This is a genomic window from Marinobacter sp. SS8-8 (assembly GCF_030540945.1).
In the GTDB taxonomy this organism is placed as follows: domain Bacteria; phylum Pseudomonadota; class Gammaproteobacteria; order Pseudomonadales; family Oleiphilaceae; genus Marinobacter.
Map to the genome: position 1 here is coordinate 1 of NZ_JASSVN010000033.1, position 16,604 is coordinate 16,604.

Consider the following 16,604-nt stretch of genomic DNA (forward strand, 5'->3'; position numbering starts at 1 on the left):
GCCCATCATCACCGGTCGCACCCACCACGTCACCAACACACCGCCCTATGCGCTGCCGGAACACAAAACCCGCACCACCCTGAAAACCAAAACCCACAAGGGCGAGGGCAGCAACGAACTGCGATTCGAGGACGAGGCGGGGCAGGAACAGGTCTACGTCCACGCCCAGAAAGACCTGGGCTTGCTCACGGAGAATAACCGGACGGAGGTCATCAAGAATGACAGCCACCGAACGGTTGAGAACAACGACTTCAGCCACATCAAAGGCAACGAGCACCGCACGGTCGATGGCGAACAGCGTGAAGCCATCGGAAGTGACTACAGCCTGACGGTCGGCGGAAGCCACCACAGCAAACAGGGCAAAAACCAGCTCATCGAAGCTGGCAGCGAAATCCACCACAAGGCGGGGATGAAAGTTGTGATCGAAGCTGGCGCTGAAGTCACCCTCAAAGCCGGTGGCAGCTTTGTGAAGGTCGATCCCAGCGGCGTGACCGTGTCCGGGACGAGGGTGAAGATGAATTCCGGGGGCGGGCCTGGAAAAGGGAGGAGGGTGTCGGCTCAGTGCCCGGTTCTGCCGGCCAGCCTGAGTGAGGGTTCCGGTGTCAATGAACCGGTGCAACTTGCGGAAACCGACACCCGGATCATTGCCGCCCCTGCGCCAAGTTCAGCCCAGGCCCTGAAGGCCGCGGCCAGGAAGGATGTTGCGCTCTTGAAACAGTGCGGACGCAAGCCGGATGGCACCTGCGTGCTTGTATCCTGTTCCTGCGAGAGTGCGACCGTATGACCGGGCTGGATTCAAACACCAGAAAGAAGGCCTGCATCCTGCTGGATGGCGCGGTTTTCGACGCACCACGATTCGTTTACGAGAAAGACGATCAGCCCGAGCTGGAGTACCTGTTTCTGGGCACGCTCCATGAGTCTGCGCTGGAAGTAACCCCATGTTTGGTGAAACCTTCCAGAGCGACCCGGCTATGGCTGGCACAGCCAGAGTGGCAGGATAAAGCCGTCCTCCTCGTTGCAGACGAGACTCTGCCAGTCATCGCCGGGCATTTGCGGAGTCTGCTGAGCGTGCAATTGCCGGATGGTGGGTATTCCTATCTAGTTTCCGTCCATAAACGTAAAACACTAATATTAAATAAAAAAATGAGGTAATCAGGCAGGAAACCTCCAGCGGAGAATGGTATTCTTTGTCACAAGCAATTGAAACAAAAGAAAAAACCAGAATCCGAGGAGGTAACAATGCGTCAAAAACGCACCGTCCAGAGGTGAAGCGGTCCTACGGTCTGTCGCGTTGCGCCCGGAAGGGGCTGGCGCACCTTAAGTCGTACATGTGGTCGGCGGTGGTTGCGCACAACTTGGCCGTGTTCTCGCGACTGCTTGCCCAATAACGGCTCAATCAACCCGAGCCACCCAGGTAGGTTTTAAATGTTTTGGAAATCAGAGCTACCGTTCAGGCAGCTCTGGTTCCACTTGAGAGTGCTGAGAATCACGGCTACTGGAGTGAGCAGCGGGTGTTAATCCCGGTCAGTATGCAGAATATTTGTTGTCAATCGCACGCTTTGCGGAAACATATTCTCTATTGTCGATTGTTTCCATCATTAGCTGATCTTCCAACTGGGTGATTTCTTTGTCTTTCAGCAGGTCAACTTTTTGCTTCGTTGCGTAATAGTTGATTGACTGTGCGCCCTGGTAGCCACTCATTGGATCCCACAGGATTGAGGCCGGCCATAGAAGAAGATTTACCACACCAGCGCCATATTCACGCACATAGAAAGAACCAAAACCGGGCAGGATTCCAAGAGCTGCGGCAGCACCAGGGTTTTTCTCTTCGACGGCGAGACCTTTGGCCTGATAGCCGCGGTACTCCTGTTTTTGCCCTGAGGAGAGCGGTGTTGCGCAGCCAGATATCATCAGGACGCTCAGAACAACACTCAGTACCACGCCTTTTGATCGAGATAGAATCATCTTTATTCCTTAGTTAATTATAATTCCAAGATGACGGAAGCGTATATATTCCGACCGGCGGAATATTACAGATTGGTTAAAATTTTGTCGCGGCCGTAATTGTTCGATTTCTTTAAAAAATGTAAAAACTGAAGGGGCTGGAGATTGCAAGGTTAGATGGGAAACGAGACCGAAAGTTTATTGGAGTCTTAGAGGCATCCAATAAACTTTTTAATAGGGAGGTGTGGCTAAGTCTTCTCCATTAGACTTGCATCAGCCGCCAAGGTAGGCGTTCCGGACATCCGGATTGGCCAGCAGATTCTTGCCGGTATCGTGCAGGCGAATCTTGCCGGTTTCGAGCACATAACCACGGTCAGCCAGGTTGAGAGCCTGGTGAGCATTCTGCTCAACCAGGAAAACCGTAATGCCTTCGTCGCGCAGGTGGCCAATGATCTCGAAGATCTGCTTGATGATCAGCGGAGCCAGACCAAGGGAAGGCTCATCCAGGATGATCATGTTCGGCCTGCTCATCAGCGCCCGGCCGATGGCAAGCATCTGCTGCTCGCCACCAGACATGGTGCCGGCGCGCTGGCGCTCACGCTCCTTGAGGCGGGGAAAGAGCTCGTAGACATGGTTCTGGCTCTTGCGGATCTCGGCCCTGGTGTTGAAGAACCCGCCCATATGGAGGTTTTCCTGGACAGTCAGGCTCGAGAAGACCCGCCGTCCCTCGGGGACAATGGCGATGCCGGAGCGCATGATCTGCGCCGTCGGCTCGCGAGTGATATCCCGTCCTTGCAGAAAAACGCGACCAGAGGTGGCCTGGGGGTGGCCGCACACAGTCATCAGTAGCGTTGTCTTGCCTGCGCCGTTGGCGCCGATGAGAGAAACAATTTCCCCCTTTTTGATCTCGACAGAAACCCCGTGCAGTGCCTCGATTTTGCCGTAGTGGGTATGGACATCTTCTAGTACCAGCATGGTTTTCCCTCAGGCCTCGCCCAGATAGGCTTTGATCACGTCATCGTTCTGGCGGATTTCATCCGGCGTACCACAGGCCAGGGGTCTGCCCTGGTTGATCACGTTGATGCGGTCGGAAATATCCATAACCAGGCTCATGTCGTGCTCAATCAGCACTACGGAAACGTTGTAGTCCTCTTTCAGGCTGACGATCAGCTGATTGAGATCCTTGGTCTCTGCCGGGTTGAGGCCGGCTGCCGGCTCGTCAAGCATCAGCAGCTTGGGCTCGGTCACCATGCATCGGGCGATTTCCAGCCGGCGCTGTTGGCCATAGGCCAGGTTGCCTGCTTCCCGGTTGGCCAGGTCCATCAGGCCCACGCGGTCCAGCCAATAGGCAGCCCGATCCAGTGACTTCTGTTCCCGGTCCCGGTAATTCGGGGTCTTCATCAAGCCGGCAATCAGGTTCGTGTTCAGGTGCCGGTGCTGGGCAACCAGGAGGTTTTCCACCACGGTCATCTGGTTGAACAACCTGACATGCTGGAAGGTTCTTACCATCCCCAAACGGGAGATCTTGTGATCCGGTTTGCCCTGGACTGCCTGCCCCTCGAACAGGATCTTTCCGCCAGTCGGTTTGTAGAAGCCGCTCATACAGTTGAATACGGTAGTTTTACCGGCGCCGTTAGGGCCGATGATGGACACGATTTCGTGCTCCTGAACCTCCAGAGACACCTGGTCTACCGCCAGCAGGCCGCCAAAGCGCATGGACAGACTCTGTACGTCAAGCATTGTCCGTCACTCCTGCTTTTTCAGTTCAATGTGGATCCGGCGCATGGGCATCAGGCCCTGCGGACGCCAGACCATCATCAGCACCATGGCGGCACCGAAGATCAGCATGCGGTATTCGGAAAATTCACGGGCCAGCTCCGGCAGGATGGTGACGGCAATGGCCGCCAGAATCACACCGAGCTGGGAGCCCATGCCCCCAAGCACAACGATTGCCAGGATGATGGCCGATTCCAGGAAGACGAACGATTCCGGGCTGATAAAACCCTGTTTGGAAGCGAAGACGGTACCGGCAAAGCCGGCGAAGAAGGCGCCAATGGTAAAAGCGGTCAGCTTGACTGAGGTGCGGCTGAGGCCGAGGGATCGGGCCGCAATTTCATCCTCCCGCAGGGCCTCCCAGGCGCGGCCCACCGGCATGCGCATGAACCGCCGAATCACCAGGGCGGTGAAAACGGCCAGTACCAGGGAAATCAGGTAGAGGAAAATGACCTTGTCTTCACCACTGTAGGCAATGCCGAAGGTTTCGTGGAAAGAGGAGTTGCCCTCTTCCTTGACGTGCCGGCCGAACTCCATGCCGAAGAGCGTTGGCTCCGGAATGCCGCCGATACCGTTGGGGCCACCGGTCAGGCTGGTCCAGTTGTTGAGCAGAATACGGATAATTTCGCCGAAACCGAGGGTTACGATAGCCAGATAATCCCCTCGGAGTCGCAACACCGGGAAACCCAGTACCAGCCCGAACAGGGCTGCGAGAAGCGCCCCGAGCGGCAGCGACATCCAGAAGGAAATACCGAAATACTCTGAAAGCAGGGCAAAGGTGTATGCACCTACGGCATAAAAGGCTACATAGCCCAGGTCCAGCAGGCCGGCCAGGCCGACCACCACGTTCAGGCCAAGAGCCAGCATGATGTAGATGAGCGCCAGAGTCGCCAGATCCACAGAGCCACGGGATACAAAGAAGGGCCAGAACAGAGCCAGTACAATAATAGCAGTGAGTACCCGGGATTCGATTTTTGCCCGCTTGTTTTCAGCCACCGGCTCTTTATGGGTTTGTGGCAGCGGTCTTGGAATGCTTTTCAGCGTCGCCATGACGCTTTCACGGAACAGCTGGAACAGGAAGACAACCACTGCCGCCAAAAGCACCATCACAATGGTCGAGGTCCCGGCCCCGGTAAGGGTGACATTAATGCCCTGTGCTTCCAGATTAAACCCGAGAATCGGGTAGGAAATAATCAGGGTGATAACGGCGCAGAAAAACGCGTGTTTCAGATTTTGAGCGGCCATCAGATCTTCTCAACCTCCGGTTTGCCAAGCAGGCCGGTGGGTTTGAACAGCAGAATGAGGATCAGCAGGCCAAAAGAGACCACGTCCTTGTATTCACCGCTGAGGTAACCGGAGGTCATGCTTTCGGAAACGCCCAGGATCAACCCCCCCAGCATGGCGCCGGGAATGCTGCCGATACCGCCAAGGACGGCGGCGGTGAACGCCTTGAGCCCAGCGATAAATCCGAACAGCGGATCAATGGAGCCGTAGTACATGCCCAGGAGAAGGCCCGCGACCGCAGCCAGGGCAGCACCGATCACGAAGGTCGCCGAGATGATCCGGTTGGTGTCGATGCCAAGCAGGTTGGCCATGCCCAGATCCTGTGAAACTGCCCGGCATGCACGACCGGTACGGGACCGCGAAATAAACAGGGACAGCACGGCCATACAGACCAGAGTGGTGACGAAGACGGTGATCTGCATGTAGGAGAGCGACATCTCGAACGCACCCTCCGGGCCGAACTGGAAGCCACCGTCAATCAGGGCGGGAAATCCGATGTTGCGGGATCCCTGGGCGAGGTGGACATAGTTCTAAAGGAAGATCGACATGCCGATGGCGGAGATGAGTGGAATCAGGCGGTGACGTCCGCGGACCGGCCGATAGGCTACCCGCTCCACCGCCCAACCCATCGCACTGGAGACGATCATGGCGCAAACCAGTGCAACGATCAGGATCACTGGAAGCCAGGCAATACCGAGGGTGGCGAGGCCGGTGATGGCGATCAGGGCTGTATAGGCACCGATCATGTAGATCTCACCATGAGCAAAGTTGATCATGCCGATGATGCCGTAAACCATCGTGTAGCCGATGGCGATCAGGGCGTAGGCACTCCCGATCGTCAGCCCATTGATGAGCTGCTGGGAAAAATAGAGGAGATCTTGCATTGTATTGGAACCCCGAAAGCCCGCTCCCCCCGCTATCACACCACTGGCGCGGGATGTTCGAACCGAGGGCGGGGGAGGTTCAGCAGGCGCCTGGAAAAGCACCTTCTCCCGGATCCCGGTGAGAAGGTGTTCTCCGCATTACCGTTTTTTAACGATTTGGCTTAGTTTACCGGAGTTTTACTGCCATCTGAATGCCATTCGTAAACAACGAACTCGAACGACTTCATATCACCGGTCTTATCATACTCAACCTTGCCGATCGGTGTTTCGAAAGAGCCGCTGCGCAGGGCTTCCGCTACCTGGAACGGATCCGTGGATTCCGCTTTCTCAATACCTTTGGCAAGGAGTTGAACGGCGGTGTAGGACGTGAGTACAAACGGACCGGAGGGGTCTTCACCCTTGGCTTCGAAGGCCTGAATCAGTTCCTGGTTTGCAGCTTTCTGGTCAAACGCCGGCGGCAGGGTAACCAGCAGGCCTTCGGCAGCTTCGCCGGCTATGGTGTTGATGCCCTTGTTGCCCACGCCTTCCGGGCCCATGAAGGTGGTGTCCAGGTCAGCCTGGCGTGCCTGACGCAGGATCAGGCCCAGCTCCGGATGGTAGCCACCGTAGTAGACGTAGTCGACATCGGCCTGCTTCAGCTTGGTTACCAGGGAAGAGAAATCTTTGCTGCCAGCGGTGATACCTTCAAACATGGCGATTTCCACGCCCTTGTCTTTGAGGGTGTCACGTACGGCGGTGGCAGTGCCCTCACCATACTGCTGTTTGTCGTGGATGATGGCGACGCGCTTGGGGTTCAGGCTGGCCAGATAGTTGCCAGCAACCGGACCCTGCATGCTGTCCAGGCCGATGGTGCGGAACACCAGCTCGTAACCACGTTCGGTAATTTCCGGGCTGGTAGAGGCCGGTGTAACCATCAGGATGCCTTCGTCCTCATATATGTCCGAGGCGGGCTGGGTGGAGCTTGAACACAAGTGGCCGACGACAAAGCGGACGCCATCGTTGACCAGTTTGTTGGCAACGCTAACGGCCTGCTTCGGGTCGCAGACATCGTCGTATTCCACGGCGACCAGTTCCTCGCCCATCACGCCACCATTGGCGTTGATCTGTTCAATCGCCATGCGGGCACCGGAAAACTGCATGTCACCGTATTGGGCGACAGGGCCAGTCATGGGTCCGGCGATACCGATCTGGATTTCGGCGGCGGCGTGGCCGGCGGCTGTCAGGGCGATGGAAGCGCTGACAGCGGTTACGAGTTTCTTTGCCGAAGTTCTCATTGAGTCTGTCCTGTTAGGTTCAGGGTTGTTCTCGTGTTCTCAGCGAGTTGAAAAAACACCACGGCTCGCTGGTTGTCAAGCATCCGTGCCGTCGTCCTGATCCGGGCAGACCAGTGTGCGGAAGCTTTCATGATCTCGCAACTGCTCGAAACTGACATCCACGGAGGCATCGTCCCGGTATGCCTCGGAAATATCAATCGCTTTTTGCAGGGTGCTGATAGCATCCTCCCAGCGGCCGATCTCGGCATAGGCGCATGCCAGCTGATAGTGCGCATGGCCATTATCCGGTGCAAGTTTCAGGGCCCGCTGACACAGGCTGATGGCCCACAGCGGCTCCTGCATTTCCAGAACGGCGTCGGCTTTATAGCTGAGGGCTTCCACGTCGTCGGGGCGAAGATCCAGAATGGTGTCGTAGGCGGCGATCTTGTTCTGCTGTGAGGTTTCCTGGCTGGCTTTCAGCCACAGGGAGTGCACTTCATTGGTGCGTTCAATCTCCGCCTGGTTCTGCTGGATGATGTCGGATTTCTGCCGGAGCTGGTCCTCAATAAATTCCAGGCGCTTCTCGTACTCAACCACCAGTTCGTTCACCCTTTTTTCCGCCAGGCTGGTGAGCTGGTTGCGCATATCGCGGATGGAGTTCCATCCGATAACCACCAGAATTGAAGTTGCACCGGCGATCAGGTAGAAGAAATAAGTCACCGTGTCGGTGGCGTAGGACATGGTTTTGTCGGCGACCGACAGCTCTTTATCCACCACCTTTTCGATCAACTCTGCGCGGGTGTTCATCATCTCTTTGCGCAGCGCCTTGCTTTCCTCCAGCAGGTAAAGCTCTATGAATGGCGTGTACATGGGCTTTTCCAGGGTTTTTATGCGTTCCTCCAGGTTTTCCGGGGTTAGCTCTTCTTCCGGCCCGAGCTTGTCCTGGCCATACAGGGTGCCGGTAAGCGCCATGGTGAGGAGGAAAAGCAGAAAATACCTGATCATCGGGTTGTGTCCGTCGGTCTGTCGGAAATGGAACAAGTTCGTGACCTTAGCATAGTGGCTGGTGGAAAAAATGCAGGGGGACCTCCGTGGCTTGCATTTCCTGGTGCAAAGACCTCTAATGGTTAGTGGTATAAATAAATTGTCAATCCCGAGTCGGAGTAATGCCGTGAACAGTTATGAAGATGTACTGGTGGCACTGAGGCGTGTGATCCGGGCAACGGATCTTCATTCCAAACGCCTCAGCAAGCACGCCGGGCTTACGGGGCCGCAGCTGTTGATCATGAGAACAATTCGGGATCTGGGGGAAGTCACCATCGGAACCATTGCCGACAAGGTGAGCCTCAGCCAGGCGACGGTGACGACGATTCTGGATCGCCTGGAGCATCGCAAGCTGGTTTACCGGGTGCGCAATACCCAGGACAAGCGCAAGGTACACGCCCACCTGACGGACGAAGGCGCCGAGCTCCTTGCCCGGGCCCCCAATCCGCTGCAGGAGGATTTTATCCAGAAATTCCAGAGCCTGGCGGAGTGGGAGCAGACTATGATTCTGGCCTCACTCCAACGGGTGGCCAACATGATGGATGCGGACGATATTGACGCGTCGCCGGTGCTGACGGTCGGGTCTGTTCTGTAAAAAGAGTGAAAAAGGGGTCAGATGAAAGCCTTCATCTGACCCCACTCTCAATATGCAGGCTCAGGAGCCGGAACCGGTATAGGCGATCCGATAGACAGCACCGGCCAGGTCGTCAGAGACCAGCAGTGAACCATCTTTCAACTGGGCCGCGTCCACGGGCGTGAACATCACCCGTGCACCAATGGGTGTGGTCCGGTTCCAGGAGCCGTGTTGCGCGGAGAAAATTCCGCCCTGATATTTTTTCGGGAACATGCTGCCGGTGTAGAACACCATCCCCAGGTCTGCGGCATGGGCTACCGTTTCGGAAACCGGGAAGACCACGTCGACCGGAACGTCTTCACCCTTGTATTCGTTGGTGCGGACATCGCCGCCTCCATACCAGGGATGGCCAAAATGCTGACCCATGGCGGTTTGCCGGTTGATCTCACCAGGGGGAATGTCGTCTCCCATTCCGTCAACCTGGTTGTCGGTGAACCAGAGCTCTCCCGTGGTGGGGTGGAAATCATGTCCGACGGAGTTCCGGATGCCGCGGGTATAAACTTCGCGCTCGGTGCCATCCTGATTCACCCGGATCACACCGCCGATACCCCACTCGCTGAATGTGTCCAGATGCTCGCGCGGTGCCACATTATAGGGTTGGCCCAGCGAGATATAGAGCTTGCCGTCCGGACCAACATCGCAGACCCGCGCGGTATGGTTGTAACTTACAAACTCCCCGGGGATCAGCTTGCCCTGGGGGATGACTGTGAACCCGGCCTTTCCCGTGGTCTGGAAATTACCCAGCTTTTTCAGGGTGCCGTCGGACTGGCCCTGAGCGAAAGGGGCGATAGCGAGGCCTGCGGCCACGCAGAGAATCGAGGCTTTCCTGTTCATTGTTTTACCACTCTCTTTGGCAACGAGTAGGATGCTGGTAGCCTTGGGCTACTGATCGTTCACTTTTTGATCAATGTCAAATCGAGTAAAGACAACGGCCCGGAAAGCGTCAATGTAATTGCACACTGGTTAGACCAGTTATTTCAATGGACGCTGGATCCTCTTCGGGGTTTGTTGCCGAAGCACACCTGAAATACCTCATTGTAGTGCCGGGCAAAATTTACCGTCAGGCCTTCTTTCAGATACTCCGGCAGCTCCTCATAATCCCCACGGTTTGCCTCTGGCAGAATCAGGTTACTGATTTTCTGCCGTCGCGCGGCAATAACCTTTTCGCGGATACCACCCACTGGCAGTACTTGCCCGGTCAAGGTCAGCTCCCCGGTCATGGCCAGATTCTGCTGCGGTGCCTCTTTGCGGGCGATGGACAGAAGCGCGGTCGCCATGGTGACACCAGCGCTGGGGCCATCCTTCGGCGTTGCGCCTTCCGGTACGTGCAGGTGCACGAAGGATTTGTCGAAGAAGGTGGGGTCGCCCTTGAAACGCTTAAGGTTTGATGAGACGTAGCTGTAGGCGATTTCGGCCGACTCCTTCATCACGTCCCCGAGCTGGCCGGTCAGTTTGAAGCCGCGTTGGGAACTGTGAATCCGGGATGCCTCAATACTCAGGGTGGCGCCACCCATGGCAGTCCAGGCGAGGCCAGTGACAACGCCGGTGCCCTTGAGCGATTTCTCTTTTCTGAACGACGGCTGGCCGAGGTAGGTTTGCAGATCAGAGACGCCTACTTTCACCGGCTGGTCCGGATTTTCCAGTAATTTCACAATGCCTTTGCGCAGGATCTTGTGCAGCAGCTTTTCGAGATTCCGCACACCGGACTCGCGGGCATAGCCCTCAGTCACCTGCCGGATGGCGGCGTCAGTGATATTGAATTGCTTTTTCAGCAGACCGGCCCGCTTGAGCAGTCTTGGCAGCAAGTGATGCTTGGCGATGGCCAGTTTCTCTTCACCAATGTAACCGGACAGGCGAATGACATCCATGCGGTCCAGTAGTGGCCGGGGAATGGTGTCCAGCTGGTTGGCGGTGCAGATGAACAGCACCCTGGAAAGGTCCATGCGGACATCCAGGTAGTGGTCCAGAAACTCGCGGTTCTGTTCCGGGTCCAGGGTTTCCAGCAGAGCGGAGGCCGGATCGCCCTGGTAAGAGGCGCCGATCTTGTCGATTTCATCCAGCATGATCACCGGGTTCGCCACTTTTGAATCCTTCAGCGCCTGCACGAATTTGCCGGGCATGGCGCCGATGTAGGTGCGGCGGTGGCCCTTGATTTCAGCTTCGTCGCGCATGCCGCCCACGCTGAAACGGTAGAACTTCCGCCCCAGCGCGTCTGCCACGGAATGGCCGATGGAGGTTTTGCCCACACCAGGCGGGCCCACCAGCAACAGGATGGAGCCGCTGACCTCCCCCTTGAAAGTGCCTTCGGCCAGAAACTCGACGATGCGGTCTTTCACGTCGTCCAGGCCGTCGTGGTCCCGGTCCAGAATCCGGCGCGCTTCGGTCAGATCGAAATGATCCTCGGAATGAACGCCCCAGGGCACCTGGGTCAGCCAGTCGAGATAATTGCGGGTAACACCGTATTCCGGCGAACCCTGTTCCAGCACCTGCAGCTTCTGAACTTCATCACCGAATCGCTCATGGACGGCCTCCGGCGGATTCAGTTGGGCCATCCGTTCCCCGAATCGCTCCACATCTGCGGTCTTGTCATCCTTGGCCATGCCCAGCTCGCGCTGGATGACCTTCAGCTGTTCTTTCAGGAAGAACTCCCGCTGGTGCTTCTGAACCTTGGCGTTGACCTCTTCGCTGATTTCCGACTGCAGGCGGGCCACTTCCTGTTCCTTGCGCATCAGGAGCAATACCTTCTCCATGCGGCGAAGCAGGGGGATGGTGTCAAGCACATCCTGCAGCTCCCGGCCCGGAGCACTGGTCATGGAAGCACCGAAGTCGGCCAGGGGCGAGCTGTCGTCCGGCCCGAAGCGGGACAGGTATTGTTTAACATCTTCGCCGTACAGCGGATTGGTGCGCAGCAATTCCTTGATCGAGCTGATGATAGCCAGGGTGTAGGCCTTGAGTTCATCGGCTTCTTCCTCCGGCTCGGCAGGGTACTCCACTTCCACCAGGTACGGTGGCTTGCGGCGCAGCCACTGAACAATCCGGAACCTCTGCAGACCCTGGGCTATGAACTGGACCTTGCCGCCTTCGTTCTGGGCATGATGAACGCGAACGGCACAGCCGGTGGTTTCCAGCTGGTCACTGGCGGGTATGCCGTCTTCGGTTTCCTGCTCGTCAACAAAGCAGATGCCCAGCACCTTGTGGTCGGTTTCGCCGACCCGCTTCAGGGTTTCCTGCCACGGGTTCTGGTTAACCATTACCGGTTGCACCTGGGCCGGAAAGAACGGACGGTTCGAAACCGGCAGCACATACATTCGCCGGGGCATCATCTGCTGGGGCAGGGCCAGGCTCTTGCTGTGTTCGTCCTTGCCGATGTATTCCGTCACGTCCTCTTCGAAGTCCTCAAGTGAATCTTTGCGCGCGTCTTCATTCATGCCGTGAAGTATCCATCCGGAAAGGTTGTGAGTCCTCCGGGTGCGTTTTCAAAGCGATGCACCGGAGCGTTGCGTATTTAGCTTATGTAACGGCAGATATGGTTATTTCAAGGAGCTGGCTTGTACCCGATCATGCTTGAATTTTCCGGCATCCGGCCCCATGTCCACTGGCAGTTCCCAAAGATTCATTCGACTTCTTCAGGTGCCCTGCATGAGCAACTCTCCCTACATCTTTGAAGCCACCATGGAAAACTTCCAGCAGAAGGTCATGGAGGCCTCGGCCAGCACGCCCATTCTGGTGGATGTCTGGGCCGAGTGGTGCGCGCCCTGCAAGCAGTTGATGCCGCTTCTGGAAAAGCTGGCCAACGAGTACCGGGGCGGGTTCATGCTGGCGAAGGTCAACGCCGACGAGCAGGAGCAGCTCACCTCCAGTCTGGGCGTGCGCAGCTTGCCGACGGTAATACTCGTGAAGGATGGCCAGGCCGTGGATGGTTTTAACGGCGCCCTGCCGGAGAGCGAGATCCGCAAGGTGCTGGACAAGCATGTGACGGCGCCCAAGGAAGACCCTTACGACAAGGCTCACCGCATCTGGGAAGAGGGCGATCTGGAAGGTGCGCTGGTCATCCTCTCGGAGATGAACCAGAAAGACCCCGAAAACCTGAAGGTGCTGATTGATCTGGCCCAGCTAAAGGCGGAAACGGGCGACCTTGAAACGGCTGAGACAGTGCTCGAGAGCCTGCCGCCGGAAGAGAAAATGCAGCACCAGGCCAGGCAGCTGGCGGCCCGGGTGAAGTTCCTGAAGCAGTCAGCGGAGCTGCCGCCGGTCAAGGACCTGGAGATGGCACTGGAGCAGGACCCGAAAGACCCGAGCGCGCTGCACCAGTTGGCGCTTCATCACGTATTACAGGAAAACAACGCCGAGGCCATGGACCTGCTGATTCGCCTGATGCAGGTAGACAGCAAATACAAGGACGAAGTGGCCAAGACCACACTGATCGAGCTGTTTGACAAGCTGGGTAACAACAACCCGGACGTGCGGGCCTATCGGCGCAAGCTGTATACCCTCATGCACTGATCCGTTCGAGTAGCCAGCAGCGGGTAGAGCTTCAGGCGAAACCCGACGGGTAAACTGTTTCCCAGGGAAGCCCTGTCATTCCAGTGATCGCAACACATGGTTGGAACCAGAGAACTTGCTGCCTGTCCGAACTGCAGGAAGTCGACAGACTGGAGGGACCAGCAATGCGGCGATGGGCAGGGCTCCCGGCTTTTCTGACAGTGGTGGTTGTCGGCATCGGCGGGTGTGCCTCACTGAATTATTCTTCCGCGCCTATCGAAGCGGTCACCGTCGACTGCGACAGACTCTTCCGCCAGTGGCAGCAGGAGGTGGTTGGTGGCAGCCACTTTGATGCGCAGGCCTGGCCTCCGCCTGGCTTTCCCTATTTGCGGGTTGACCGCTTCCTTGCCAGTTTCGAGTTCTCCGGTTTGTCGGCTGCACAGCGCCAGGAATGGCTGCAGCGGGCGCACCTGAAAGCCGTGGAAGCCCGGGCTTATGAGGCGGACAGTCTGGGTGGCGTAAGCCCGGGCCGGTTGGCAGCACTTCGGGAATGTGGGCAAGCGGCGACTGCCCGGCTTCAGCGCGGTGGCAAGGATTGGCATAGGCTGGACGTTGCCAGGTCGGTGCCTGACAGCTATCGCGGCCTGGCACAGGTGGTTGGCCTGTATCCCCTGATGGCGCCCTTGGTTCAGTGGCGTGCCAGGAAGGTGATGGGGGAGTTGATTGAGGATTACCAATTGCCCTATCAACCTGCCTATCCCTGGACGGTTTACGCACCGCCGGAACCCGTCGGCCAGGAGGATTTCGCCGGATTGCTGGAACGGGCCTCGCGTCGCAGCACACTGCGGATTCCGATGTTCAGCGAGGCGGAGTCCCAGGCCCTGTTTGCCCGCTATGCGCCCACCTGGGTGCTGGAGACGCGGGACGGCAATGACGTGCCAGGCCGCCCTGCCCGCCGGAGCGATGGCAAGTTGTTATTCGAGCCCACCCCTGTTGTCTATACTCGACTGTCCTATACCCGGTTCGATGGCCAGGTGCTGCCGCAACTGAACTATCTGATCTGGTTCGCTTCCCGGCCACCGGCGGCGGCCGTGGATATCTATGCTGGTGCGCTGGATGGCTTCTTCTGGAGGGTCACACTCGGCGAGGACGGTTTACCGCTGGTCTACGATTTCGTCCATTCATGCGGCTGCTACCATCAGTGGCTGCTTGTCGAGTCCGGGCTGTTGCCTGTGGATGGGGTTCCCGCTGGTGAGGAGCCCCTTTGGATAGCCGGTGCTGTGCCGCAGACGGATACCGGCATGACGCTTTACCTGTCTGCGGGCGAGCATCAGTTGGTGGCGTCCCGAACGGCGCCGGATCAGGTGGCGGATCATGTCTACCATTTCCTGCCATACGATCACCTGCGCGGGCGTTCACCCGAGGGCGGGCGGCTGTTTGCTTCCGACGGCCTTGTATCCGGGTCCGAGCGGTTGGAGCGGTTCCTGCTCTGGCCCACGGGAGTGGTGTCGGCCGGTGCCATGCGCCAATGGGGGCAGCATGCGGTTGCGTTCACTGGCCGTCGTCATTTTGATGACCCGAACTTGCTGGAGCGCTATTTCCTCGACCCGACCGGTCGCCCGTCTGACTCCTCCGCGGGAAAGCCGCATTAGCGACGTCACCAATGCTGCGGTTTGCCAGGGGGGGCAAAGAATAGCAGGTTGCCGGTGAGCGAGAGGCTATCCAAAGCAGTTAGCCGTTACCCTTCTTCATCTCTTTGTACTCATCCTCAAAGAAGAACTCTTCCTCCCCGAGGGCCGGTTCCAGCTCATGCAGCCAGGTGGCTGTTTCGCTGTACCTGGCAAAGAACGGGCGCTGCACCCAGTCCGGGTTGCGGGCCTGGATAAAGCGAAGCACGAAGACTTTTTCACCGTAAATCTCGGTGATGCCCTGCACCTCAACCTTACCCGGGCCGGCACTCATGGAAGGGCCGCGGGCGGTGCGTGCAAGGCCGGAGACCTGCTTCATGGCTTCCCGATAGATGCGGTAAGCCTCGGCCAGTGGCACTTCGAAGTAGTTCTTGGCGCCGGTGTCCCGCTCCACAAACATGTAATAGGGAATGATGCCCAACTGCACTTCCTTGTTCCACAGCTTCGCCCAGTCGTCGGCATTGTCATTCACATGCTTGATCAATGGGCCCTGGGCGCGAATTTCGGCACCGGTGGCGCGAATTCGGCGGATAGCCTCCTCGGCGATCCCGGTGGTGATTTCCTGCCAGTGGTTGTAGTGGGCCATGATGGCCACATGCTTGCCGGCAGCCACCAGGCGGGTGAACAGGCCGATCAGCTCATCCGCGTCCTTGTCCGTTACGAAACGGTATGGCCAGAAGGTGAGGGCCTTGGTGCCGATCCGGATGGTCTGGATGTGGTCGAATTCTGGCTGCAGCAGCGGTTCCAGGTACTGCACCAGGTTCTTGGTCTTCATCACCATGGGGTCGCCGCCGGTCAACAGCAGGTCGGTGACTTCGGTGTGCTGCTGAAGGTAGCCGTGCAGTTTCCCGGCGTCCGTGCTGGCCATCTTCAGCTCCTTGTCACCAACAAACTGCGCCCAGCGGAAACAGAAGGTGCAGTAGGAGTGGCAGGTCTGGCCCTGGGCCGGGAAGAACAGCGCCGTCTCCCGGCACTTGTGCTGAACGCCGTCTAGCACCTCGCCGTTCAGCTCCGGCATGTTCATGTCCATCTGGCCGGCCGGGTGGGGGTTCAGTTCATCGCGAATTTCCCTGGCAACGGCCTGGATTTCTTTCTTGCCGGCACCTTCCCGGTGCATGGTTGCCATGCGCTCGTAATGTTCGTCTTTCAACATGCCTTTTTGGGGGAAGACAAGTTGATAGATCGGGTCGTTCGGTACCCTGTCCCAGTTGATCAGGTCGTTGATCACATATTCGTTGACCCGGAAAGGCAGCACGCTGGCTACCACCTTCATTTCAAAGAGGGTCTCTTCCGGGAGATTCTGAATGACTTCGATCTTGTCGATCTGGCGGTCTGTGTAGACCTTGAAACGCCGTTCCTCGAACTCCGTAGTGGGAATCCGGTTCGGAAAGGTGACGATGGAGTTCATGGATCGCCCTCTGTTGGTACCAATGACAGAAAAGTGGTCCAACCACTTTTTCGGTGGTTAAAAATCAGGCAGGCGAGTATACATAAATCGTTTCCGTCCATAAACGGCGTGTTTTCAAGGTGACCCACCCAGCCAGGTGAGTCAATTTGTCTATTTTCGCCGACTTTATGCCGACTGCATCGCAGTTTGCAGGCCTGCGTCACCCTTTTG

The 16,604-nt window shown here is 57.5% G+C and carries 13 protein-coding genes and 3 pseudogenes; 5 read left to right on the forward strand and 11 right to left on the reverse strand.

The features are described 5' to 3' along the window. Together QPL96_RS18795 and QPL96_RS18800 are read left to right on the forward strand one after the other, a co-directional pair. Positions 1–784: pseudogene (locus tag QPL96_RS18795) on the forward strand (type VI secretion system tip protein VgrG); the annotation flags it as partial. After that, positions 781–1,152, forward strand: coding sequence for a DUF4123 domain-containing protein (locus tag QPL96_RS18800; protein ID WP_303288817.1), 372 nt, complete (start codon positions 781–783; stop codon positions 1,150–1,152). The pseudogene QPL96_RS18795 and the gene QPL96_RS18800, both read left to right, overlap by 4 nt. A gap of 372 nt (positions 1,153–1,524) precedes the next feature. Here the strand turns inward: QPL96_RS18800 and QPL96_RS18805 are convergent, their stop codons facing one another. The 7 genes and pseudogenes from QPL96_RS18805 to QPL96_RS18835 form a co-directional block, all read right to left on the reverse strand. Further along, positions 1,525–1,965 carry a hypothetical protein gene (locus tag QPL96_RS18805; RefSeq protein ID WP_303288818.1) on the reverse strand — a complete coding sequence of 147 codons (441 nt, stop codon included), beginning with the start codon at positions 1,963–1,965 and terminating at the stop codon, positions 1,525–1,527. A gap of 252 nt (positions 1,966–2,217) precedes the next feature. Then, positions 2,218–2,919, reverse strand: a complete 702-nt coding sequence (locus QPL96_RS18810; protein ID WP_303288819.1) for an ABC transporter ATP-binding protein — start codon at positions 2,917–2,919, stop codon at positions 2,218–2,220. A gap of 9 nt (positions 2,920–2,928) precedes the next feature. Further along, positions 2,929–3,684 carry a high-affinity branched-chain amino acid ABC transporter ATP-binding protein LivG gene (livG, locus tag QPL96_RS18815; protein WP_303288820.1) on the reverse strand — a complete coding sequence of 252 codons (756 nt, stop codon included), beginning with the start codon at positions 3,682–3,684 and terminating at the stop codon, positions 2,929–2,931. Positions 3,685–3,690: 6 nt separating this feature from the next. Further along, positions 3,691–4,962 carry a high-affinity branched-chain amino acid ABC transporter permease LivM gene (locus tag QPL96_RS18820; protein ID WP_303288821.1) on the reverse strand — a complete coding sequence of 424 codons (1,272 nt, stop codon included), beginning with the start codon at positions 4,960–4,962 and terminating at the stop codon, positions 3,691–3,693. Further along, a pseudogene (gene livH / locus QPL96_RS18825) lies at positions 4,962–5,885 on the reverse strand (high-affinity branched-chain amino acid ABC transporter permease LivH). Before livH ends, QPL96_RS18820 begins: the two are co-directional and overlap by 1 nt. A 161-nt stretch (positions 5,886–6,046) precedes the next feature. Continuing rightward, complete coding sequence (locus tag QPL96_RS18830; protein ID WP_303288822.1) at positions 6,047–7,159, reverse strand: branched-chain amino acid ABC transporter substrate-binding protein; 1,113 nt, start codon at positions 7,157–7,159, stop codon at positions 6,047–6,049. Positions 7,160–7,234: 75 nt separating this feature from the next. Further along, positions 7,235–8,143: a tetratricopeptide repeat protein gene (locus tag QPL96_RS18835; RefSeq protein ID WP_303288823.1), complete on the reverse strand. Its 909-nt coding sequence runs from the start codon at positions 8,141–8,143 to the stop codon at positions 7,235–7,237. Between the two features lie 166 nt (positions 8,144–8,309). Here QPL96_RS18835 and QPL96_RS18840 point away from each other — a divergent pair, with 166 nt between their 5' ends. Then, positions 8,310–8,777: a MarR family winged helix-turn-helix transcriptional regulator gene (locus QPL96_RS18840; RefSeq protein WP_303288824.1), complete on the forward strand. Its 468-nt coding sequence runs from the start codon at positions 8,310–8,312 to the stop codon at positions 8,775–8,777. 60 nt (positions 8,778–8,837) lie between these two features. Here the strand turns inward: QPL96_RS18840 and QPL96_RS18845 are convergent. After that, positions 8,838–9,521 (reverse strand): annotated as a pseudogene (locus QPL96_RS18845) (sorbosone dehydrogenase family protein); the annotation flags it as partial. A 272-nt stretch (positions 9,522–9,793) separates the two neighbouring features. Next, the gene (lon, locus tag QPL96_RS18850; protein WP_303288826.1) at positions 9,794–12,244 is read right to left on the reverse strand and encodes an endopeptidase La; all 2,451 of its coding nucleotides are present in this window, start codon (positions 12,242–12,244) and stop codon (positions 9,794–9,796) included. 211 nt (positions 12,245–12,455) lie between these two features. On the opposite strand from lon, the gene trxA reads away from it, so the two are divergent. Both trxA and QPL96_RS18860 read left to right on the forward strand, forming a co-directional pair. Then, a complete protein-coding gene (gene trxA / locus QPL96_RS18855; RefSeq protein WP_303288827.1) occupies positions 12,456–13,319 on the forward strand; it encodes a thioredoxin in 864 nt (287 codons plus the stop codon). Between the two features lie 164 nt (positions 13,320–13,483). Further along, positions 13,484–14,950, forward strand: coding sequence for a hypothetical protein (locus QPL96_RS18860; protein WP_303288828.1), 1,467 nt, complete (start codon positions 13,484–13,486; stop codon positions 14,948–14,950). Positions 14,951–15,029: 79 nt separating this feature from the next. Here the strand turns inward: QPL96_RS18860 and QPL96_RS18865 are convergent, their stop codons facing one another. Continuing rightward, the gene (locus tag QPL96_RS18865; RefSeq protein ID WP_303288829.1) at positions 15,030–16,394 is read right to left on the reverse strand and encodes a KamA family radical SAM protein; all 1,365 of its coding nucleotides are present in this window, start codon (positions 16,392–16,394) and stop codon (positions 15,030–15,032) included. Further along, positions 16,391–16,604 (reverse strand): hypothetical protein (locus tag QPL96_RS18870; protein WP_303288830.1); only part of this gene is annotated, 214 nt, incomplete at its 5' end. The genes QPL96_RS18865 and QPL96_RS18870, both read right to left, overlap by 4 nt.

Bases quoted from the DNA above. Each gene is read 5' to 3' on its own strand.
- QPL96_RS18800 (WP_303288817.1), top strand. From the start codon at position 781: ATGACCGGGCTGGATTCAAACACCAGAAAGAAGGCCTGCATCCTGCTG.
- QPL96_RS18805 (WP_303288818.1), bottom strand. From the start codon at position 1,965: ATGATTCTATCTCGATCAAAAGGCGTGGTACTGAGTGTTGTTCTGAGC.
- QPL96_RS18810 (WP_303288819.1), bottom strand. From the start codon at position 2,919: ATGCTGGTACTAGAAGATGTCCATACCCACTACGGCAAAATCGAGGCA.
- livG (WP_303288820.1), bottom strand. From the start codon at position 3,684: ATGCTTGACGTACAGAGTCTGTCCATGCGCTTTGGCGGCCTGCTGGCG.
- QPL96_RS18820 (WP_303288821.1), bottom strand. From the start codon at position 4,962: ATGGCCGCTCAAAATCTGAAACACGCGTTTTTCTGCGCCGTTATCACC.
- QPL96_RS18830 (WP_303288822.1), bottom strand. From the start codon at position 7,159: ATGAGAACTTCGGCAAAGAAACTCGTAACCGCTGTCAGCGCTTCCATC.
- QPL96_RS18835 (WP_303288823.1), bottom strand. From the start codon at position 8,143: ATGATCAGGTATTTTCTGCTTTTCCTCCTCACCATGGCGCTTACCGGC.
- lon (WP_303288826.1), bottom strand. From the start codon at position 12,244: ATGAATGAAGACGCGCGCAAAGATTCACTTGAGGACTTCGAAGAGGAC.
- trxA (WP_303288827.1), top strand. From the start codon at position 12,456: ATGAGCAACTCTCCCTACATCTTTGAAGCCACCATGGAAAACTTCCAG.
- QPL96_RS18860 (WP_303288828.1), top strand. From the start codon at position 13,484: ATGCGGCGATGGGCAGGGCTCCCGGCTTTTCTGACAGTGGTGGTTGTC.
- QPL96_RS18865 (WP_303288829.1), bottom strand. From the start codon at position 16,394: ATGAACTCCATCGTCACCTTTCCGAACCGGATTCCCACTACGGAGTTC.